The sequence below is a fragment of the Streptomyces sp. NPDC020597 genome, from assembly GCF_044335095.1.
Taxonomy (GTDB): Bacteria; Actinomycetota; Actinomycetes; order Streptomycetales; family Streptomycetaceae; genus Streptomyces.
In genome coordinates, this window is record NZ_JBIRUL010000014.1 from 101,862 (window position 1) to 121,184 (window position 19,323).

The 19,323-nt window shown below is 72.3% G+C and carries 18 protein-coding genes; 4 read left to right on the forward strand and 14 right to left on the reverse strand.

Annotated features, from left to right (window positions below; genetic code table 11):
* The first annotated feature begins 52 nt into the window (after positions 1 to 52).
* On the forward strand, positions 53 to 784 hold the full coding sequence (locus ACH4ZA_RS24100) for a LuxR C-terminal-related transcriptional regulator (RefSeq protein WP_398431536.1): 732 nt from the start codon (positions 53 to 55) through the stop codon (positions 782 to 784).
* Between the two features lie 32 nt (positions 785 to 816).
* On the opposite strand, the gene ACH4ZA_RS24105 is transcribed toward ACH4ZA_RS24100, so the two are convergent.
* Positions 817 to 1,824, reverse strand: coding sequence for a TauD/TfdA family dioxygenase (locus ACH4ZA_RS24105; RefSeq protein WP_398431537.1), 1,008 nt, complete (start codon positions 1,822 to 1,824; stop codon positions 817 to 819).
* Positions 1,825 to 1,953: 129 nt separating this feature from the next.
* Positions 1,954 to 2,793, reverse strand: coding sequence for an ArsR/SmtB family transcription factor (locus ACH4ZA_RS24110; RefSeq protein WP_398431538.1), 840 nt, complete (start codon positions 2,791 to 2,793; stop codon positions 1,954 to 1,956).
* A gap of 64 nt (positions 2,794 to 2,857) precedes the next feature.
* Between ACH4ZA_RS24110 and ACH4ZA_RS24115 the strand changes: the two genes are divergently transcribed.
* Positions 2,858 to 4,336, forward strand: a complete 1,479-nt coding sequence (locus tag ACH4ZA_RS24115; RefSeq protein WP_398431540.1) for a DHA2 family efflux MFS transporter permease subunit — start codon at positions 2,858 to 2,860, stop codon at positions 4,334 to 4,336.
* Positions 4,337 to 4,358: 22 nt separating this feature from the next.
* On the opposite strand, the gene ACH4ZA_RS24120 is transcribed toward ACH4ZA_RS24115, so the two are convergent.
* Together ACH4ZA_RS24120 and ACH4ZA_RS24125 are read right to left on the reverse strand one after the other, a co-directional pair.
* Positions 4,359 to 5,540, reverse strand: coding sequence for a pyridoxal phosphate-dependent aminotransferase (locus ACH4ZA_RS24120; RefSeq protein ID WP_398431542.1), 1,182 nt, complete (start codon positions 5,538 to 5,540; stop codon positions 4,359 to 4,361).
* Positions 5,537 to 6,208 (reverse strand): cysteine hydrolase family protein, encoded by a 672-nt coding sequence (locus ACH4ZA_RS24125; RefSeq protein ID WP_398431543.1) that lies wholly within the window; start codon positions 6,206 to 6,208, stop codon positions 5,537 to 5,539. The genes ACH4ZA_RS24120 and ACH4ZA_RS24125 overlap by 4 nt, the downstream gene beginning before the upstream one ends.
* 140 nt (positions 6,209 to 6,348) lie before the next feature.
* Here ACH4ZA_RS24125 and ACH4ZA_RS24130 point away from each other — a divergent pair, with 140 nt between their 5' ends.
* Both ACH4ZA_RS24130 and ACH4ZA_RS24135 read left to right on the forward strand, forming a co-directional pair.
* Positions 6,349 to 8,232 carry an FAD/NAD(P)-binding protein gene (locus ACH4ZA_RS24130; RefSeq protein WP_398431544.1) on the forward strand — a complete coding sequence of 628 codons (1,884 nt, stop codon included), beginning with the start codon at positions 6,349 to 6,351 and terminating at the stop codon, positions 8,230 to 8,232.
* 63 nt (positions 8,233 to 8,295) lie between these two features.
* Positions 8,296 to 8,706 (forward strand): cupin domain-containing protein, encoded by a 411-nt coding sequence (locus ACH4ZA_RS24135; RefSeq protein WP_398431546.1) that lies wholly within the window; start codon positions 8,296 to 8,298, stop codon positions 8,704 to 8,706.
* A gap of 55 nt (positions 8,707 to 8,761) precedes the next feature.
* Here the strand turns inward: ACH4ZA_RS24135 and ACH4ZA_RS24140 are convergent, their stop codons facing one another.
* The 10 genes from ACH4ZA_RS24140 to ACH4ZA_RS24185 form a co-directional block, all read right to left on the reverse strand.
* Positions 8,762 to 9,658, reverse strand: a complete 897-nt coding sequence (locus ACH4ZA_RS24140) for a LysR family transcriptional regulator (RefSeq protein ID WP_398431547.1) — start codon at positions 9,656 to 9,658, stop codon at positions 8,762 to 8,764.
* Entirely contained in the window at positions 9,655 to 10,263 is a 609-nt protein-coding gene (gene leuD / locus ACH4ZA_RS24145) for a 3-isopropylmalate dehydratase small subunit (RefSeq protein ID WP_398431548.1), read from the reverse strand. Before leuD ends, ACH4ZA_RS24140 begins: the two co-directional genes overlap by 4 nt.
* 15 nt (positions 10,264 to 10,278) lie before the next feature.
* The gene (gene leuC, locus ACH4ZA_RS24150; protein ID WP_398431549.1) at positions 10,279 to 11,679 is read right to left on the reverse strand and encodes a 3-isopropylmalate dehydratase large subunit; all 1,401 of its coding nucleotides are present in this window, start codon (positions 11,677 to 11,679) and stop codon (positions 10,279 to 10,281) included.
* A 339-nt stretch (positions 11,680 to 12,018) separates the two neighbouring features.
* Complete coding sequence (locus ACH4ZA_RS24155; protein WP_398431550.1) at positions 12,019 to 13,059, reverse strand: TauD/TfdA family dioxygenase; 1,041 nt, start codon at positions 13,057 to 13,059, stop codon at positions 12,019 to 12,021.
* 5 nt (positions 13,060 to 13,064) lie between these two features.
* Complete coding sequence (locus ACH4ZA_RS24160; RefSeq protein WP_398431551.1) at positions 13,065 to 14,204, reverse strand: aspartate kinase; 1,140 nt, start codon at positions 14,202 to 14,204, stop codon at positions 13,065 to 13,067.
* Positions 14,201 to 15,244: an aspartate-semialdehyde dehydrogenase gene (locus ACH4ZA_RS24165; RefSeq protein WP_398431552.1), complete on the reverse strand. Its 1,044-nt coding sequence runs from the start codon at positions 15,242 to 15,244 to the stop codon at positions 14,201 to 14,203. Before ACH4ZA_RS24165 ends, ACH4ZA_RS24160 begins: the two co-directional genes overlap by 4 nt.
* Positions 15,241 to 16,233, reverse strand: a complete 993-nt coding sequence (locus tag ACH4ZA_RS24170; RefSeq protein ID WP_398431553.1) for a DMT family transporter — start codon at positions 16,231 to 16,233, stop codon at positions 15,241 to 15,243. Before ACH4ZA_RS24170 ends, ACH4ZA_RS24165 begins: the two co-directional genes overlap by 4 nt.
* Before the next feature lie 115 nt (positions 16,234 to 16,348).
* The gene (locus ACH4ZA_RS24175) at positions 16,349 to 17,287 is read right to left on the reverse strand and encodes a transporter substrate-binding domain-containing protein (RefSeq protein ID WP_398431554.1); all 939 of its coding nucleotides are present in this window, start codon (positions 17,285 to 17,287) and stop codon (positions 16,349 to 16,351) included.
* A 130-nt stretch (positions 17,288 to 17,417) separates the two neighbouring features.
* A complete protein-coding gene (locus tag ACH4ZA_RS24180) occupies positions 17,418 to 18,764 on the reverse strand; it encodes a methylaspartate mutase (RefSeq protein ID WP_398431555.1) in 1,347 nt (448 codons plus the stop codon).
* Positions 18,761 to 19,228, reverse strand: a complete 468-nt coding sequence (locus ACH4ZA_RS24185; protein WP_398431556.1) for a cobalamin B12-binding domain-containing protein — start codon at positions 19,226 to 19,228, stop codon at positions 18,761 to 18,763. The genes ACH4ZA_RS24180 and ACH4ZA_RS24185 overlap by 4 nt, the downstream gene beginning before the upstream one ends.
* Positions 19,229 to 19,323 lie beyond the last annotated feature (95 nt).

Here is a 19,323-nt window from a genome sequence, read left to right on the forward strand (position 1 = left end):
GCGCATCCGACGAAACCTGGCGCACGCGGCGCAGCGAGAAGGGAGACAGCGCGTGGAGACGACTGCGCGAAGCACCGAGAGCGGCAGGGTCCTGCTGTACGAGCCGGAAGCCTCCGACGTCGGCGTCCTGCTCGTCGACGCCGATCCGGTGTCCCGGCACGTCCTGGCGGGGGCCTTGCACGACGCCGACGGGATCACGGTGCTGGACACCGTCGACAGCGGCCGGCCGCTGCACAGCCGGCCCCTGCACGGCGTCGACGTCGTCGTGCTCGCCGACGCCTTCCGGCCCCGGCCGGCCTCGCTCGTCCCCGGCCTGGTGCACAACGGGGTGCGCGTCGTGCTCCTCGACACGCGGTGGACGACGCGGACCGTCGGGGACGCGCTGGCCGCGGGCTGCGCGGGCGTGCTGGTCAAGGACCCGGAGATCGGCCGGCTCGCGGCCGCCGTAAGGGCGGCGGCCGCCGGATACGTGGTGGTGTCGCCGGAGCTGGTGGGCCTGGTGCCGCCGGCGGGTCGCGCGGCCGCGCAGCCTCCCGCGCGCCCGCGCGGCGACCGCTCGGTCGGTGTGCGTCTGCGCTCGCTGACCGAACGTGAACGCGAGGTGCTCACCGTGCTCGCGGACGGCCTGTCCACACGCGAGGCGGCCGGGCGGCTCGACGTCACCCCGGCGACCGTCAAGAGCCATGTGTCGCACGCGCTGACCAAACTCTGCGTCCGCAACCGCCTGGAGGCGGTCCTGCTGATGCGCCGAGCGCTGGACGAGGACCGCCCGCCCTGGTCGTGACGGTGTGCGACGGGGACTCGCGCGCGGTGACGTCAGTCGCCCACGCGGCCGCGCACCCCGTCCAGCCAGCGGTCCGCGTGCCGCTCGGCGGCCGCCTCGTCGCGGAAGGCGTACGTCTTCAGCAGCCAGCGCTGCCGCGCCCGCGCCGCATCGTTGATCTCCATCTTGTCGCGGCTGTGCAGACCGTCCTGGTTGGCGAACACGAACAGGTCACCGGTCCGCATGCGATGACGGGTCTTGTCCGCGCGTACCAACGCGTCCTTCAGCGCCAGCAGCGCGTCCTTCGCGGACTCGGGAGCGTCCGGGGCGGCCGTCGTGCAGGTGTCGAGGTAGCGGAAGCTGTGGTGGTTCTCCAGGATCGGGTGGACCTCGGAGACCGTCAGCTCCTTGTTGTTGTCCCGCGAGAACACGTCGAACGGTGTGACGAACTGCGCGGTCCTGAGCTGCCGCTGCTCCTCGTCCGTCAGATGGGCGAGCAGGTCCCGCCCGTCGACGAACCCGGTGTAGATGAACTCGCCCTCGGGGCAGTGCATGCCGAGCAGCGAGATGAAGTCCGCCCGCACGGGATGCGCCGTGCGGTCGTTGTGGTAAACCAGCTCGCTGTCGCTGAAGCCCGTCTGCATCCCGCTGTACCGGTTGATGGCGACGACGTCCGTGAAGAAGTCCCCGTCGAAACGGGTCGCGTAGGACAGCAGGGGCGTCCTCACCAGTTGGGCGAAGAGTTCCAGGAACGCCTCGCCGACGAACGTCGTCTTCCGCGCGTGCTTGTCGGCGACCGGGTCGTCCAGGTCGAGCAGCGGAAGGTCCTCGTCGAGCGGGCAGTTGCGCAGCACGTGCGCGTCGGAGGCGCCCGTCGAGCGGTCGGCGCGGACGCGCGCACAGACGTCGGCGAAGAAGGCGGGCACCTCGCCCCGCGCGATCAGGTCGCCGACGGCACGCGAGAAGTCCTCGTAGCCCTCATAGGGGTTCTTGGCCACGGAGCGCAGCACTGCGGTCAGTTGCTCGCGTTCCGGCCCGGACAGTTCGTGGATGGGTTCCATGTCCCGAGCATCGCCGCCGCCCCGCCGTCGCACATCGGCCGTCGGAGGAGGCGCCGTCCACCGCCTCCGCCGTGTCGTACCCGCACCTCCACTTCGGTGGAGCTGCGGCTACGACATCGGCGGACGCGGTCATGTGAGCACGAGGCCCAGGGTCCGCTCCAGGCCGACGGCGCCGTCGTCGGTCAGGTGCACCACCCGCGGCGCGGCGCCCCAGCGCACCCAGCCGAGCTCGAACAGACGCGTCTTGAGCGTGGCGCCGAGCCCGCCCGCGAGATGGTGCTGGTGCTCGCTCCAGTCGACGCAGTAGCGGATCGCCGGACGGCGCGGCGGCAACCGGTCCGTGTCGACGCCCAGTTCGGCGAGGAACGACGGTCCTTCGTCGGAGAGCTCGTAGACGATGTCGCGGCCGTACGACGACGGCCTGTCCCGTACCGCCTCGGCGGGCCGGTGGATGCCGTCGTGGCCGGTGAGCACCCCGTGGTCCAGCAGTGACTGCATCAGGGCGACGCCGAGCCGCCCGGCCAGATGGTCGTAGCAGGTCCGCGAGCGGTGCAGCGCGTTGGTGCGGCTGCTCTGTTTGAGCGAGGTGATGGCCAGCGGCGGGGCTATCAGGGCGAGCGCCTCCAGTGCGGCGCTCACGTCAGGCCCGAACAGGCGGTAGTAGCGGTACCGGCCCCGCGCCTCGACGGTGACGAACTCGCCCTCGACGAGCTTGGCGAGGTGCGCGCTGGCCGTGGCTGCGCCGACCCCCGCCTCGCCGGCCAGCGCGCTCGCCGGCAGGGCGCGGCCGTCGGCCAGGCACTTCAGGATGCGGGCGCGCGACGGATCGGCGATGAGGGCCGCGGCGCGGGCGATGTCGGTCTGGTGCTTGAGCGGCGCACCCGGTTCCTCGCCGGATGCACGGCCGGGGCGCCGCGGCGCGCCCGCGTGGCGGGCGGACGCCCCCGAGGTGCTGCTGCTGTTCGGCATGACTCCACCGTACGACAACGACACTTCGCTTCGTGACGAAGTGTCCGGCGTCGATGCTCGTGCCATGACCACCACCGATCTCACCCCCGAAGGCGGCCGGACCGCCGCACCGCCCCGGGCCGCCGCCCCGTCGCCCGCTCCGGCCCGCCGGCCCGCACTCACCCTGCCGCCGCTGATCGCCCTCAGCCTCGGCTACTTCCTGGTGATGCTGGACGTCACCGTCGTCAACGTCGCCGTGCCCGAGATCCGCACCGGCCTCGACACGGGTGCCTCCGCGCTCCAGTGGATCGTCGACGGCTACAGCACCGTCTTCGCCGGGCTGCTGCTCCTGGGCGGAGGGCTCGCCGACCGGCTCGGCCACCGGCGCATGTTCCTCACCGGGCTCGGCCTGTTCACCGCCGCCTCCCTCGTCTGCGGCCTCGCCGGCGCCTCCGCCACCCTGATCGCCGGACGGCTCGCCCAGGGTGCGGGCGCGGCGCTGCTCGTGCCCGCCTCGCTCGCGCTGCTCCAGGCCACGTACCCCGACCGCGCGATGCGGGCCCGGGCGATCGCCGTGTGGGGCGCCGTCGCCTCGATCGCCTTCGGCGCCGGACCGGCGGTGGGCGGCCTCCTCGTCTCCGGGCTCGAGTGGCGCGCGGTGTTCTGGCTGAACCTGCCGGTCGCCGCGCTCGCCGTCGCCCTGACCCTCCGGCACATCCCGGCCACCGCCCGTAAAACCCCCGCCCGCCGCATGGACCCGGCCGGCCAGGTGCTCGGCATCGCCGGCCTCGTCGCCCTGGCAGGCGGCCTCAACGAGGCAGGTTCACACGGCTGGACCTCCCCACTCGTCCTGGCGGCGTTCGGCGCCGGCGTGGCCTGCCTGACCGCCTTCGCGCTGGTCGAGCGCACCCTGGAAGCACGCGAACGGGCCGGACACGGCCGGCGTGCGCCGCTGCTGCCGCCGTCCCTGTTCCGCTCGGGCGCGTTCACCGCGACCGCCGCGATCGGCCTGCTGATCAGCCTCGGCTACTACGGCATGCTCTTCCTGACCGCCCTCTACTTCCAGCAGGAGCGCGGCTTCACCGTCCTGGACACCGGGCTCGCGCTGCTGCCGTCGGTGTGCATGGGACTCGTCGCGGCCCCGCTCTTCAGCCGCGTCGCCGCCCGCACCGGCCCCTACGTCCCGATGGCCGCCGGCCTCGCGCTGGGCGCGGTGGGCTTCCTCGGCTGGCTGACGGCCCGGCCCGGCACCCCGTACCCCTTCCTGCTGTTCGCCCTGGTCGCCACCGGGCTGGGCCAGACCATGACCGCCCTCGCCGCCACCGCCGCCGTCATCGAGTCGGCGCCCGCCTCCGGCGCGGGCATCGCCTCCGCCGTCTTCAACGTCGCCCGGCAGGTCGGCAGCGCCGTGGGGGTCGCCCTGTTCGGCACGCTGGCGGCCGCGGCGGGCGACTTCACCTCGGGGCTGCGGTTGTCGGCGGGCATCGCGGCGGCCGCCTTCGCGGTGGGCGCCGTGCTGGCCGTGGGCGTCCGGCGCCGTGCTGCTGCCGGACGCACCACGTGACCCGCGGGCCGCGCGCCGAGGGTCAGCCCCGGGCGGCCAGCGCCCGCGCCATGCGGTCCAGCGCCGTCTGCAGCGCCTCGGGCGAGGTTGCGAACGACAGCCGGACGAAGCCCTCACCGCCCGGACCGAACGCAGAACCCGGCATCACGGCCACCGCCGCCTCCCGCAGCAGCCACCGTGCGAACGCCGCCGAGTCGGCGAACCTGGTGCCGCGGACGTCGGCGAAGGCGTAGAACGCCCCGTCGGGCGGCGAACAGGACACCCCCGGCAGCGAGTTCAGCCCCCGCACGACGAGATCCCGGCGGGCCGCGTACTGCGCCGTCATCCGGGCGACCGGCTCCTGCGAGCCGTGCAGCGCGGCGAGCCCGCCCCGCTGCACGAACGACGCCGTGCAGCCCACCGTGTGCTGCTGCACCTTCACCAACTGCGCCATCAGATCGGTGGGCCCGGCCGCGTAGCCCAGACGCCAGCCGGTCATCGCGTAACCCTTGGAGAAGCCGTTCACCGTGATGGTGCGTTCGGCGCAACCCGGCTGCGCGGCCAGACTGACGTGGCGGCGTCCGTCGTAGAGGATCTTCTCGTAGATCTCGTCCGAGATCAGCAGGATGTCGTGGTCCTGCGCGAACCGGGCGATCAGGGCCGCCTCCTCGGCGGTCAGCGACCGGCCCGTGGGATTGTTCGGCGAGTTCACCAGCAGCGCCTTCGTCCGGGCGGAGACGTGCCGCTCCAGCAGGTCCGCCGTGATCCGGAAGCCGTCCGCGCCGTCGAGGGCGACCTGCACGGGCCGTGCGCCGATCAGCCGCGCCATCTCCGTGTAGCTGACCCAGCTCGGCGTCGGCACGAGCAGCTCGTCGCCGGGGTCGAGCACCGTCACCAGCGCGGCGAACAGGGCGTGCTTCGCCGAGGGCGTGACGACGACGTCGGTGGCCGCGTCCACGACGACGCCGTTGTCCTCGGCGAGCTTCACGGCGACCGCCCGCAGCAGCGCGGGCAGCCCGCGGCTCGGCGTGTAGTGCGTGAACCCGTCGCGCAGGGCGTCCACCGCCTCGTCCACGACATGGCCGGGGGTGTCGAAGTCCGGCTCGCCGCCGCCCAGGTCCACCACCTCCAGGCCCTGCGCGCGCATCCGCGCCACCATGTCGAACACCGCGTACGTCGCCGACTCCTCGACGGCGGTGAAACGGGTTGCTGCTCGCGCCCTCATGACCGCACGCCCTGCCGCTCGGCGGCGGGGACCGACGGGGCGGGGACCGGCGGGGCGGCCGGCAACGCCTCGGCGACCGTGGTGACCGTCGAGATCCGGGACAGGATCTTCAGCGCGGCCTCGTGGATCCCGGCGTCGCCCGCCAGCGTCGCGTCCTCGAGAACCCGCACACGGTAGTCCCGGTCGTGCGCGGCCTGAGCGGCGGCGAGCACCACCAGCTCCGTGGAGACGCCGGCCAGCAGCAGCGTGTCGATGCCCGCGGTACGCAACAGCACCTCCAGGTTCGTGCCGTGGAACGGGCTGACGCGGTGCTTGACGACGACGGGTTCCCCGGGCCGCGGGGCGAGCGCGTCGTGCACCTGCGTCGCCCAGGACCCGAGGACGAGCCGGCCGTCGTCCTTCGCCTTCTCGAACACCCGGGACCCGGCCGGCCACTCCGGATACCCGGGGGAGAAGCCGACGACGACGTAGATCACGGGTATGTCGGCGGCGCGGGCCCGCCGGATCGCGTCGGCGGCCGCGGCGAGGACGCCCCGCTCACGCGCCTGCGCGCCGTAGCCGTCGGCCGCGTACCTGCCGTCCGGGTGGACGATCTCGTTGATGAGGTCCAGCACGAGCAGCGCGGGTCGCCCACCGGGGACCCGCTCCGCCGCCGCGGTCCAGTCCATGTCCTTCTCTTTTCTTCCGCTCGTGAATTGCATGAGAAAGACTCATGCAATGAATCAATGAATCAGCGTTGAACCGGGAAGTCGGAACTCCTACCTTCGGAATGCGAGAGGACGGAAATCCGATTCCCGAAGGGGTACATATGAAAGTGGCGATCGTAGGCAGTGGTCCGCGCGGGATGTCCGTCCTCGAACGCATGGCGGCGCGCCTCGCCGAAGGGACCGTGCGGGAGGCCGTCGAGATCTACCTCATCGACTCCCACCAGGTCGGCACCGGCCGCATCTGGCGCACCGACCAGCCGCCGTGGTTCCTGATGAACACCGTCGCCGACGAGGTCTCCGCGTTCTCCGGGCCGCCCGACGGCGGCCCCGCCAGACCCGGTGCGGGCCCCTCGCTCGCGCAGTGGTGGAGTTCCGTCGACCCGGAATACCCGGGGCCCAACAGTTATGCGCCGCGCGCCCTCCACGGACGCTATATGCGGTTTCTTCTCGACGCGATCGAGAATAATCTCCCCGAAAACGTCCGGCTGACCCCCGTGCACGACTGCGTGGAAGCGCTCGAGCGCACCGGCGACGCATACCGGCTGACCCTCCGGGGCGACGCCGGCCTCACCGCCGACCGCGTCGTGCTGACCACCGGACACACCCGCCCCGAACTCACCGGCGAGCAGCGGCTCCTCGCCGCGCACGCCGCCGCCCGCCCCGGCCTGCGCCACATCGCGGGCGACAGCGCCGCGGACATGCCCCTGGACGGGATACCCGCCGGTTCGGCGGTGGGCGTCCTCGGGCTCGGCCTGTCCTTCTACGACGTGATGGCCGCGCTCACCGAGGGGCGCGGCGGACACTACGACGAGGACGGGGACCGGCTCGTCTACCGGCCCGGCGGCAGCGAACCCGTCATCGTGGCCGGCTCCCGCAGCGGGATGCCGCTGCCCGCCCGCGGCCGCAACCAGAAGCACCACGACCACCGCCACCGCCACGTGCTGTTCACCTCCGAGCGGGTGCTGGCCCGCGGCCGCCACGGCGCGCTCTCCTTCGCGGACGACGCCCTGCCCTGGCTGCTCGCCGAGGTCGAACTCGTCTACTACGCGACGACGTTGACCGCCCGCGGCGAGCCGGGGAAGGCGGCCGCGTTCCAGGCGGAGGTCATCGCCGCCGCCGAGAGCGGCGTCCCCGACGTACCCGCCCTCGCCGCCGGACACGGGCTCGGCGACGTGCCCCGCATCGACCTGGACGTCCAGGCCCGCCCCTTCGCCGGCCGGCACTTCGCCGACCCCGAGGAGTTCACCCGCGCGCTGACCGACGCGCTGGCCGACGATCTGGCGCACGCCGACGCCGGCAACGTCGACGATCCGCTCAAGGCAGCCCTGGACGTCATCCGCGACTCCCGCGCCGTGATCCGCTCCGTCGTCGACTTCGCGGGCCTGACGCCCGCCTCGCACCGCGAGGAGTTCCTCGGCTGGTACGTCCCCCGCAGCTCCTTCCTCGCCGCCGGGCCCCCACGCACGCGGCTGCGGCAGGTCGACGCCCTGCTGCGCCGCGGGGTGCTGCGCGTCGTGGGCCCCCACACCCGCATCCGCCCGCACCCCTCGGGACGCTTCGGCGTCCGCTCGCCCTACGTGGGCGGCTCCGAGATCCTCGTGGACACCGTCATCGACGCCCGCGTCCCCACCCCCGACGTGCGTCTCGACCCCCACCCCCTCACCCGCAGCCTGTGCGAACAGGGCATCTGGACGTCGTACGTCAACCACGGCGCGGACGGCGACCGCTTCGACACCGGCGGCGTCGCCGTCACCGGAGAGCCCTTCCATCCCGTGGACCGCAGCGGCCGGCCCGACCGCGGCCTGTACGTCCTCGGCATTCCCACCGAGCACACCCGCTGGTTCATGCAGGGCGGCAGCAGCAGGCCCGGCTTCTGGACGGACTTCGTCCAGAACGCGGACGCCGTCGCCGCGGACGTCCTCGCCTCGCACGTCGCCGTCCCGGCGCCGGCTCCCGCGCCGCCGCTCCCGGCCCCGACCGGCTGACGCGCACGGCACGAACGCCCCCGTCCCACGTCCCGCCCCCACCCCCGAGGAGAGAGCACCCCGATGTCCGTCGTCACCCGTTCCGCCGTCCCCGCCGCCTCGCCCCAGAAACGAGAAGTGACCGTCCTGCGTGACGTCTTCGACCCCGTCGGACTGGACGCCCTGCCCTGGGAGCACTGGGACGAACCCGGTCGCGCCGGCGTCGACGTGCACCGCCTCTATCTGACCGACGGCGCCGAACCGGGCGCCGCGATGATCACCCGTATGTCCCCCGGCGCCCATGGCGACCTGCACGAACACCTCGGCCACGAGATGATCCTCGTCCTGGAAGGTGAGCTCCTCAACGACAACGGCGACTGCTACCGCGCCGGCGACCTCGTCATCGAGCGGCCCGGCAGCGTCCACCGGGTCAGCACCGAGACCGGCTGCACCGTGCTCGGCGTCCGGCACGCGCCGACCCGTCTCGTGACCTGACGATTCGCCCGGCGACCCCGGCGACCCCTGCCCCCGCGGCCCGCGCGCACCCCGGCTACCCGGCAACGGGAAGCCTCCTCCAGTCACTGCGCAGCGCCAGGGACCGCGCCGCGTGCACGAAGGCCCCCACCACCGCGGACTCGTCGGCACCGGGACGCGTTCCGATGCCCAGATGCCGCACCACCGCCGGGGACAGCGGCACCAGCCGCACCTCCGGCAGAGCCGGCGGGAGGGCCAGCCAGGGAACGATCGTCGTGCCGAGCCCGGCGGCGACCATCGCGAGCAGCGCGTTGACGTCCCGCACCTGATGGGTCACCTCGGGCTCGAGCCCGGCCGTGCGGAACGCGGCGCGCACCATCGCCTCGACCCCTCCGACCGGCATCAGAAACGGGTCCCCGGCCAGCTCGGCGATGCGCAACCCGGGCCGGGGAGCCAGCGGATGGTGCACCGGCAGCACCGCGAACATCTCGTCCTGCAGCAGCGGCGCCGTGGCCAGGCCCCGCTTGGGCAGCGACACGATGCCCAGATCGACGCCGCGCGTGCGCAGCCACTGGGCGATCTGCGCGTCGCCGCCCTCGCGCAACTCGATCCGCAGCCGGGGATAACGCAGGTGCAGCTCCGACATCAGCGCCGGAAGCAGCCGTGCCGCGAAACTCTGGCTGGTGCCGATCCGCAGGGTGCCCTCAGGTTCGGCGTCCGTGCCGTGCACCGCCCGCCGCACCCGGTCCGCCTGCGCCACCACGGCCCGGGCGGGCTCCAGGGCACGCCGTCCGGCATCGGTGAGTTCCACGCCGGACCGGTCCCGCACCATCAGCGTCACCCCCAGCTCGCTCTCCAGGCCCGCGATGGCGTGACTGACGGCGGACTGGCTGACGCCCAGCGCACGCGCGGCGTTGGTGAACGTTCCGGTGTCGGCGATCGCGACGAACGCGGCGCACTGGTTGAGCTTCACGGCGCCACCGTCGCCGCGGGGCGCGTCACCGGCAGCGCCGGCCGGCGTCCGGCCTCGTAGCGGGCGATGTCCGCCTCGTGCCGCAGGGTGTCGGCGATGGCGTCCAGGCCGCCCAGCAGCCTGCGCCGTACCTCCGGGTCGATGTCGAAGGCCTGGACGAGACCGGCGCACCGCACCTCCCGGCGCTCCAGGTCGACGGTGACCGCGACCCGCGGATCACTCTCCGTCAGCTCCCACAGCCGCTCCACCGTCCGGGCCGGCACGACGACCGTGAGCAGTCCGTTCATCAGCGCGTTGCCGCGGAAGATGTCACCGAAGCGAGGGGCGACGACGGCCCGGAACCCGAAGTCCTGCAAGGCCCACACCGCGTACTCGCGCGACGATCCGGTACCGAAGTCCTGACCGGCCACCAGAACGCTGGCGCCCGCCCGTTCGGCCCGGTCCAGGACGAAGCCGGGCTCGGCCCGCCAGTCGGCGAACAGCGCGTCCGCGTGCCCGGTGCGGCGGGTGCTCGCGCAGAACCGGACGGGGATGATCTGGTCGGTGTCGACGTCGGTGCGGCGCAACGGTACGGCCGTCCCGGTGTGCACGGTAAACTTCTCCATGGCGGGCCCTTCGTCTCACAGGTCGGCGGGGGAGGACAGGCGTCCGGTGACCGCGGTGGCCGCGGCCACCGCGGGCGACACGATGTGGGTGCGCGAGCCACGGCCCTGTCGGCCCTCGAAGTTGCGGTTGCTGGTGGAGGCGGCACGCTGCCCCGGCAGCAGCCGGTCCTCGTTGAGGGCCGCGCACATCGAACAGCCCGCGCCCGCCCGGAAGTCGGCGCCCGCCTCCGCGAACACCCGGTCCAGGCCCTCGTCGACGGCCTGCCCCCGTACCCGCGCCGATCCGGGCACGATCAGCATGTGCAGGCCGTCGGCCACCTTCCGGCCCCGCAGGACCTCCGCCGCGGCCCGCAGGTCCTCGATACGGCCGTTGGTGCAAGACCCGAGGAACACGGTGTCCACCGCGACGTCGCGCAGCGCCGTTCCCGGCTCGAGACCCATGTAGTCCAGCGCCCGTCGCGCCGCGTCCCGCTGGGCGCCGGGTGCGAAGTCGGCGGGCGAGGGCACCCGTCCGTCCAGCGGGACGCTCTGCGCGGGATTGGTGCCCCACGACACGAACGGACTCAGGGTGCGCGCGTCCACGGTGACGGACCTGTCGAAGACGGCGTCGGCGTCGCCGGCGAGCGAGCTCCAGTACGCGACCTCGCGCTCCCGGTCGGGGCCGTGCGGCATGCCCGGGCAGCGGGCGAGGTAGGCGAAGGTCGTCTCGTCCGGCGCGACCATCCCGGCCCGTGACCCGGCCTCCACCGACATGTTGCACAACGTCATCCGTGCCTCCATCGAGAGCGCCCGCACCCCCTCGCCGCGGTACTCGACGACGTGCCCCTGCCCGCCCGCCGTGCCCACCTCGGCGATCAGCGCGAGCACCAGGTCCTTGGCGCTCACTCCCGCCGGGAGGAGACCGTCCACCGTCACCGACATCTGCTTGGGCGGCCGCATCGGCAGCGTCTGGGTGGCCAGCACGTGTTCGACCTGACTCGACCCGATGCCGAACGCCAGCGCGCCGAACGCGCCGAGCGTGGTGGTGTGCGAGTCGCAGCACACGATCGTCATCCCCGGCCGCACCAGGCCGAGTTCGGGCGCTATGACATGCACGATGCCCTGGTCCCGGTCCCCGAAGCGGTGCAGCGGAATCCCGAACTCGGCACAGTTGGCACGCATCAGCTCCGCCTGCCGGCGGCCCTCACGGTCCGCGATGACCCGGTCCAGCGCCAGCGTCGGCGTGTTGTGGTCCTCGGTGCCCACCGTCAGGTCCGGGCGGCGCACGGTGCGCCCGGCGGCGCGCAGCCGGTCGAACGCCTGGGGCGTGTTCACCTCGTGCAGCAGCTGCAGATCGATGTACAGCAGATCGTCGCCGCCACCGGAACGCCGCACGACATGGGCGTCCCACGTCTTCTGCGACAGTGTCCTGCCCATGGTCTCCCTCACGTCGCTGCGGGCCGCTGCCCGCACGTCGATCATCGGACGCGCGGACCCCGCGGGCACGGGCCTGCGACTGGCCACGAGGGGCCTGACCGGTCCGGGCCATCCGGCGTCGCCTCCCGGCGGGCTCCCGCCCGAGCTGCCATGCCGCCCCCGGCCGACGGGCGGGCGGTGTGCGGCACCGGACGCGTCCCGGCAGCCGACGGCGGAGCCGGGCAGAAGAGAGCCCCGCGCCGCGCCGAGGGTCGCTCGGCGTGACACGGGGCTCCACGAGGCCCGGCGCGCCACCGGATCTCCGCGGTGACGCGGGGCGGCCAGGGCCGGGACGGCCGGTCAGTAGTGGACCCGGCGGTTGTCCTCGGTGACCCGGTAGCGCACGTTCCACAGGCTGCGGCGCACATACGTCCGCTGCAGCCAGCGGTCCCTGCCGTCGTAGCGGGCGGTGAACGTGGACCGCGCGTGCACTCCCTTGCGGTTGTTGATCAGCAGGGCCTGCCCGGGACGCAGCCGCACCTGGTGCGCGACCTCGCCGCACACCGATTGCAGGGTGTCCATCGCGGCGCGGGCGCCGCTGGTGAGCGGACGCACCCCGTTGGCGGAGACGGCGATCTCGGGGTACTCGGAGTGACCGCTGATCAGCGGCACCGGCTCCGACAGCACCTCCAGACCGCCGGCGACGTCCCGGACGTAGCTGCCCGGGGCGTTGAGCCGGAACAGCGGACTGCGCAGTGTCTCCAGGACCCCGGGCGGGAGCGCCGCCGACACGTCGCGGGCGTCGGCGTAGTAGGTGCCGGCGATACCCTCGTGGTCGGCGCGCAGGCAGGACAGCACAAGGAAGTCGGGGTTGGCGACGTCGTAACGGCCGATCACGTCGTGCATGATGTCGCTGTGGAAGTTGAGGAATACCTCGGACCCCTGGTTCGTCTGGGTCCGTGAGCCTCCCGCGACGGGGATGACGTCGTGGACAAGCTGCCCCGCCTTCTCCGTGAGCACACCCATCGGCTCGCCGAGCAGACCGCTCAGCCCGAGCAGCACCCCCTCGGCGACGAACGACCGCTTCTCGGCGCTGGGTCCGCCGTCGGACGGCGTGTCCGGCATCACCGGGTCCACCGGAAGGTTGCTGACGAGGCTGACTCCCGGCGTGTCGATGTGCCGGCCGAAGTCCAGTACCTGCTGCAGCAGTTCGGTCGGCAGCGTGGCGAAGACCTGCAGCAGCCGCGTGGACGAGCGGTCGATGTCCATGTTCGGATCAGGCAGGCCGCGCAGCTGTTCGCCGAGCGCGTCCCGCACCGCGTCGGGCAGGGCGATCTCACTGAAGGTCGGCGCGGCGAGGCCGGCCGGTGCGGGCACACCGTGGTCGGTGGTGGCGGTCATGGGGTTCACACTCCCTGCAGCTCGAGCAGCGGCGCGTTCGGATCGGCGCCCGCGCCGGGACGGTTGACGTGGTCGTGCAGACGCTGCGACAGATGCAGCGCGTCCTCCTCGTCGGCCGCCAGCCGGGTCACCACCTGGCTGCCGCGCACCGCGGTCACCGGCACCCCCGCGTACTCGCCGGGCGTCAGACCGTTGCGCCGCTGGAACTCCGGAAGGTCCACGAACCCCCCGGTGACCGCGACCAGCGGCCCCGAGGTCAGTCGTACGACGTCGATGTTGGCGCCGTGGAAGGCCGTGTACGCGCGGTCGGCCAACTCCTCCGTCTCGTAACGCAGAGCCGCCGAACGCTGGTTGAGCACCACGGCCGCCACCGAGGAGCCGGCACTGCCGATGACCGAACCGGCCGGGAACGGCGGCCTGTTGTAGCGGCAGACGATCTCGATGCGGTTGCGTTGCGCCAGACGCACCGCCCGCCGGTGGAGCACCTTCGCGCCGTACAACGACATCAGCGCCGCCGTGTTGTACGAGACCTCGCCCAGCAGCCGCGACCCGGCGATCAGATGAGGGTCGGAACTGTAGATGCCGTCGACGTCCGAGTGGATCTCACAGCGGGGCGAACCCACCGCCGCCGCGACGGCCACCGCCGACAGATCCGAACTGTTCTTGCCCAGCCAGGTCGGCCGGCCCTCCTTGTCGGCGGCCTGGCCGCCCGGCACCACCACCACGTCGTGCTCGCGCACGGCCGAGCGCAGCGGCTCCGGATCGGTGTGCTCCAGACGGGCCCACATGAACGAGGAGTCGGTGGTGAGCCCCAACTGGTGCCCCGCCAGCACCGTCGAGGTACGGCCCTCCCGGTGCAGGGCCGTCGCCAGCAGCTGCGCGCCCACCGTGTCCGCAAGCGTCAGCAGACCCGCGACGGTCTCGTCCTCGGGATGCGGGTTCACCTTGCTGAGACGGTCCCGGAACTGCTCGGTCTCACCCGGCTGGCCGCTCACCACGACCACCAGACGGGTGTTCTCCTCCTCGACCCGACGGGACAGAGCCTCGGCGAGTTGCCCGTACGCCGCGAGGGTCCGGAAGCTGGATCCCCCGAACTTCACCACCGCCGGCGGACGTTGGGACGGGGCCAGCGGCGGTCGCGTCACAGGGTCCCCCGGGCTATGAGCTCCTCGGCGATCTGGACGGCGTTGAGCGCCGCGCCGATGGTGAGGTTGTCGGCGACCAGCCACAGCCAGAAGGCGCGCGGGTTGTTCGGGTTCACCCGGACCCGGCCGACGTGCACCCGGTAGGGGTCGTCGATCGTGGCGGGGGTGGGGAACTCGTGCGTCGACCGCCGGTCGTGCACCGTCACCTCGGGCAGCGCGGCGAGCAACTCCACCAGTTCGGCCCGGTCCACGACACCCTGCGTCTCGATCCACACTGCCTCCGAGTGGCCGTTGACGACCGGCACCCGCACACACGTGGTGGTCACGTCCAGATGGGGCAGGCCGAGGATCTTGCGCGACTCCTGGAGCATCTTCTGCTCCTCCAGGGTGAAGCCGGAGTCCAGGAAACGGTCGATCTTGGGAATGACGTTGAAGGCGAGCGACGGCGAGAACTCCTTGCCGGGGTACACCTCCTCGGGATGCTCCAGTGTCGCCCGGCTGGCCTCCATCAGCTCCTGGACACCGGGATGTCCGAGCCCCGAAGCCGCCTGATACGTGCTGACCACGGCCTGGCGTACGCCGTAACGCCGTTCGACGCCGTCCAGCAGGCGCACCAGCGGAATCGTCGAGCAGTTCGGATTGGCGATCACCCCCGACCTCGGACGGGTGTCCAGCTCATGGGCGTTGACCTGCGGGACCACCAGCGGGGTGTCCGGGTCCATGCGGAAGGCGATCGTGTTGTCGATGACCACGGCGCCGGCCGCGGTGGCCCTGGGCACCCACTGCTCACTGGCCTCGGTGCCGGCGGAGAAGAAGGCCAGGTCGACACCGGTGAAGTCGAACTCCTCCACCGCGTGCACCGGGTGAGCCACGCCATCCACGCTCAGCTCCGTGCCGGCCGAGCGCGCCGACGCCACCAACCGGATGTCGCGATAGCGCAGACCCCGTCGCTCGATCAGCTCGATCAGGGTGTTGCCCACGGCGCCGGTGGCGCCGACGATCGCGATCCGCGGGGCCGCGGGGTCGGTCACGAGGGTCATCGGGTTCCTCCGGTCTTGATCTCGGTCTTGGACGCGGCCACCGCGCCGGCGGCCGGTGCGGGCTCCTCGGCGGGCACGGCAGGCGCGCGCCGCCCCGTGAAGGACCAGCCGAGGTTGATGCCCAGGCTCGCCGCCACGATGAGCGGGATGCCCAGGGCCTGCAGCAGACTCACGCTGTGCCCGTACACCGCCCAGTCCATGAGCATGGCGACCGCCGGGTACACGAACGCCAGGACGGCGATCTTCGGGGTCGGCAGCTTCTGGTACGCGGAGTACATCAGGACGTACATCACGCAGGTGTGGATCACTCCGAGGCCCACCAGCCAGCCCCAGTCGCCGCCGAGCCCCTTCATCTCGCTCAGCCGGGTGAACGGCAACAGCAGGAAGATGCCCAGCACCAGCTGCACGAGCGCGACCAGATGCGGCCGCACCCCGGTGACCCGCTTGGTGATGACCGTCGAGACCCCGTAGAACACGGCGGCCAGCAGCGCGTATCCCAGGCCCGCCAGATATGCGCTGTCCCCGCCGCCGGTCAGGTCGGCCGCGGACACCCCCGCCACCAGGATCAGACCGACGAACGCGACCCCGAGCCAGCCGAACTTCGCCGCCGTGAGCTTGTCCCGGAAGAGCACGGCGCCCAGCAGCATCACGTAGAACGGTTGCGTGTGATAGACGACGGTCGCCACGGAGATGGAGGTGTCCTCGTAGGACTCGAAGAGGAACGCCCAGTTGAAGACGATGAAGACACCGCCCAGCGCGGCCAGGCCCAGCTTCCTCGGAGTGAAGCCGTGGTTCCTGAAGAAGCCGCGCGCCAGGCAGTAGAGGCCGAGCGTGGCCGTGCCGAACAGGCAGCGGAAGAAGACCACGTTGAACGGCGACGCGCCGGACTCGATGACGAAGACGCCGAGGGTGCCGGACAGCACCATGGCGAGGGTCAGCTCGATCGCTCCCTTCGTCTCCGTGTTCGCCGGCCGGGTGTCAGTACTCATGATGAGACGCCTTTCCAGGGGTGAGGGGGTGCGGGTCGGTGGTGGGGGTTGCGGGTCAGGGGAGTGGGGTGCGGGTCAGGGGAGTGGAGTGCGAGTCAGTGGAGGGAAACGCGGGTCAGTGGAGGGGGACGGCGTACTGCAGACCGCCTCGCGTGAACAGTTCGTTGAGCCCTCGCGGCACGGCCAGACCGGCGGCCGGCCCGAGGTTGCGGTCGTACACCTCCCCGTAGGTGCCGACGGCGGCCAGTACCCGGGACGCCCACTCGTGGTCGAGGCCGACCGCGGGCCCGTGGGCGCCCGCCGTCTCGGCGGCCTGCGCCAGCGCCTTGTCCCGCTCGCCCACCTCGACGACGTGCTGCTCGGCGGAGACGAGCAGGTGCAGCACCCATCGGCACAGCCGGAACCACGCCGGATCGCCGTCGCGCACGGCGGCCGCCATCGGCTCGCGGGAGATGGCCTCGTCGAGGATGCGGTGCGCCCCAGGGTCGTCGAGCGAGGCCCGCTCCCCGGCCAGGGCCACCCGGTCCAGGACGTAGGCGGCGCACTCACCGGCCGCGTACGCCGCAAGCGTCTCGGCCGGCGTCGCATGGGCGACCGGCTCGACGGCCAGCCCTCGTCCGCCGAACCAGGCCGCCAGGTTCGCCGCGCTGGTCGTGCCCGCCTGCACGGCCACCCGCCGCCCCGCCAGCTGCTCGGGCCTGGTCACGCCGCTGTCGGCGGGTACGAGGAAGCCCTCGCCGTCGTAGCAGGTGACACCGGTGAACAGCACCGGCAGGGACGCCTCGCGGCCCAGGGTCCAGCTCACGTTGGCGACGGTCAGCTCGGCCTCGCCGCCGACGAGCCGCGACAACCGGTCCGCGGGATCGGACGGCACCCACTCGACCGCCTCACCGTCACCCACGGCGGCTGCGGCCACGGCCCGGGCGACGTCGGTGTCCAGACCGCGCCAGCGACCGTCGTCGCCGCGCAGCGACAGTCCGCGGATACCGCGGCTCACCACGGCGCGCAGGGCTCCGTGCCGCCGCACCGCGTCGAGAGTGGGAGTGATGCTCACAGGAAGCTCCTCGGACGAGAACGGGCACCCCGGGCGGGACCGGCGAAGGCGCAGATCCGCCGCCGACGGGCACGGCGAAGGCGGGAGGAGGAGAGCAGGCCGATCGGGGCGGCGTCACCCGCGCGTGGCATCACGACCCGTCCCTTCGCCCGGCGGGCGACGCGTACTGCAACTGCCGCAGATGCCCTTGCGTCATCTGCTCACGGTCGAAACGCCGCTCGTTGAACCCGAGCATCGTCAGCAGGCCCCTCGCGCTGACCGGCCGCCTCGATGCGCCGCGTGACACCCGCAGCGGCATCCGTCCCGGCTCCGCCCACCGCAGCATGCCCGCCGGATCGACATAGGCCCGGGACTTGTTGGCGTTGTCCTGGTGGAGGCAGTACGGCACGTCCAGATGACCGCGGCCGAAGGCCCGCACCAACGCCTCGCCGACCGTCGGCGCCATCTCCAGTGTGCTGTCCACCAGCAGCCGCGCCTCGTCGTAGATCCCCGATTCGGTCGCCACGACGTGCGGAGCGCGCTCCGCCTCGTCCCTCGCGATGGACGCGGCGAACTCCAGCGCGTCCACGTTCTCGGCGATCGTGGGGATGCGGTGCGCCTCCGCCGGCGTCTTCACGATCAGCCGCTCGCTGCCGGTGCGCACGGCGAGCCGCACACTCTCCTCGAGGATCCGGTAGGAACCCACCGACGTGCGGGGGAAGACCCCCATGAAGGTGTAGAGCACGACATGCCAGTCGGCCCGCGCCAGCCGCTCGCCGGCCAGCCGGCGCAGCGCGGCGATCGCCTCCATGTCCTGCCCCGGATGCGTCTGTTGCGCATAGCTCAACGAGATGTCGCTCAGACCGTGCTCCCGGAAGAACAACGCCTCCAGCACACTGAGCGCCACCAGCAGGCTCGGCGGGCACAACTGCCCCAGCATGCAGCCGCCGAAGCTCTCCAGATGCATCGGATCGGGCTGCGCCGCGATCAGCTCGCAGCACCGTGCCCAGGCCTTGACCGCCTCGCTGATCGGCGCCCGGCTGTACGGCAGGCAGTACGACACCGGACCGCCCTCCGTGGCGTCCACGCCGGCCTCGACCATCGCCCGGAACAGCGGATACGGCAACGCCGAGCCGTGGCGTACCTGCACCGGGAAGTCCGGGCGCGACACCGAACCCAGTAACTCCCGGGTGGCCTCGGGCCCGTGGGCGACCAACGGGAACCCGTTCAGCTCGGCCCCCGTGCGCAGTGCCTGGCGAGCGGAGTCGTGGTCGTTGACACGGGTGTAGCTGTCCAGGGTGATCGTGCCGATGGCGGTGGCGTGGGCCCCTCTCACGCCCATCAGCCCTTCACGCATGGTGGCCAGGTCGGCGAACCCCATACGAGGCTGCACCACCAGCCGACCCCGGGCGTGTGCCCCTCGGACGTGACGCGAGAAGCGTCCCCGTGGGGTGACCTGCGGCGCGTACCGCTCGGGAATCCTCGCGACACCGCTCATGCGGCTGCCCTCGCCGGCTCCAGAGCGGGGCGCTCGGCACTGTCGAGCGATCCCAGGAAGTCCTGGAAGGCGTCGATCCCGCCGTCGGCCTCGAAGACCGCGTCGAAGCCGCTGAGCGCCAACTCCTCGGCGTAGACGATGTTCTCCGCGCCCCGGACGCCGAGCTTCCCCCCGATCACCACGCGCAGGTCCGCCAGGTCCGGCTCACTGCGGATACGCCGGATGAGCCGAAGGCCGTCGAGGTGGCCGTGTCCGTTGACCGTGCTGATGACGAGCGCGTCCGGCCGCGAGGTCCGGCACTCCTCGATGATGAGGTCGTCGGGCACGCACGCGCCGAGATTGGTGACCTGAGCGCCCTGCTCCTCCAGCAACAGCTGGAGGAAAACGAGATTCCACATATGGGCGTCGGACGAGACGCTCGACACGACGAACCGTTTAGCCGGGAGTACGACCTGTGGGGACATAGGAACTCTCCTTGCCGTATTTCTGGGAGTGCATTTCTGGGAGTGCACAACATTCTTCACATCGCCCGGGAAGGAAGTCCAGAAATCCCATTCGG

Coding starts and splice junctions, on each gene's coding strand:
- ACH4ZA_RS24105 (WP_398431537.1), bottom strand. CDS start 1,824: ATGGAACCCATCCACGAACTGTCCGGGCCGGAACGCGAGCAACTGACC.
- ACH4ZA_RS24110 (WP_398431538.1), bottom strand. CDS start 2,793: ATGCCGAACAGCAGCAGCACCTCGGGGGCGTCCGCCCGCCACGCGGGC.
- ACH4ZA_RS24115 (WP_398431540.1), top strand. CDS start 2,858: ATGACCACCACCGATCTCACCCCCGAAGGCGGCCGGACCGCCGCACCG.
- ACH4ZA_RS24120 (WP_398431542.1), bottom strand. CDS start 5,540: ATGAGGGCGCGAGCAGCAACCCGTTTCACCGCCGTCGAGGAGTCGGCG.
- ACH4ZA_RS24125 (WP_398431543.1), bottom strand. CDS start 6,208: ATGGACTGGACCGCGGCGGCGGAGCGGGTCCCCGGTGGGCGACCCGCG.
- ACH4ZA_RS24130 (WP_398431544.1), top strand. CDS start 6,349: ATGAAAGTGGCGATCGTAGGCAGTGGTCCGCGCGGGATGTCCGTCCTC.
- ACH4ZA_RS24135 (WP_398431546.1), top strand. CDS start 8,296: ATGTCCGTCGTCACCCGTTCCGCCGTCCCCGCCGCCTCGCCCCAGAAA.
- leuD (WP_398431548.1), bottom strand. CDS start 10,263: ATGGAGAAGTTTACCGTGCACACCGGGACGGCCGTACCGTTGCGCCGC.
- leuC (WP_398431549.1), bottom strand. CDS start 11,679: ATGGGCAGGACACTGTCGCAGAAGACGTGGGACGCCCATGTCGTGCGG.
- ACH4ZA_RS24155 (WP_398431550.1), bottom strand. CDS start 13,059: ATGACCGCCACCACCGACCACGGTGTGCCCGCACCGGCCGGCCTCGCC.
- ACH4ZA_RS24165 (WP_398431552.1), bottom strand. CDS start 15,244: ATGACCCTCGTGACCGACCCCGCGGCCCCGCGGATCGCGATCGTCGGC.
- ACH4ZA_RS24170 (WP_398431553.1), bottom strand. CDS start 16,233: ATGAGTACTGACACCCGGCCGGCGAACACGGAGACGAAGGGAGCGATC.
- ACH4ZA_RS24180 (WP_398431555.1), bottom strand. CDS start 18,764: ATGAGCGGTGTCGCGAGGATTCCCGAGCGGTACGCGCCGCAGGTCACC.
- ACH4ZA_RS24185 (WP_398431556.1), bottom strand. CDS start 19,228: ATGTCCCCACAGGTCGTACTCCCGGCTAAACGGTTCGTCGTGTCGAGC.